Annotated in this window: 1 protein-coding gene; it reads right to left on the minus strand. The window is 46.9% G+C overall.

What is annotated here, in order from left to right; all coding sequences use genetic code 11:
- Window positions 1-25 precede the first annotated feature (25 nt).
- Window positions 26-228 (minus strand): hypothetical protein (locus VJI77_RS07825; RefSeq protein ID WP_442953983.1); only part of this gene is annotated, 203 nt, incomplete at its 5' end.

Below are 228 nucleotides of genomic sequence, written 5' to 3' on the forward strand. Positions count from 1 at the left end.
GTTCACGCTCCTGGTCTGCCAATTCTTAGAGACCTTCACCCAAGAACGCAGGTTCGCTACCACCCGCAACCTCAGGCCGCGTAAAAAGTTGAAAATCAGATGAATAGCTGTCTGTCGTCGCAAATAGGTTGACGAGATATTCGCCAATATCCGAAAAGGACAATTCACGCTTTGCCAGCCTTGAAAGATAAAGGAAATAATTCTTACGCTCATCGTCCATAGCTCGCA

The organism is Parvimonas sp. D2 (assembly GCF_035282635.1).
In the GTDB taxonomy this organism is placed as follows: Bacteria; Bacillota; Clostridia; order Tissierellales; family Peptoniphilaceae; genus Parvimonas.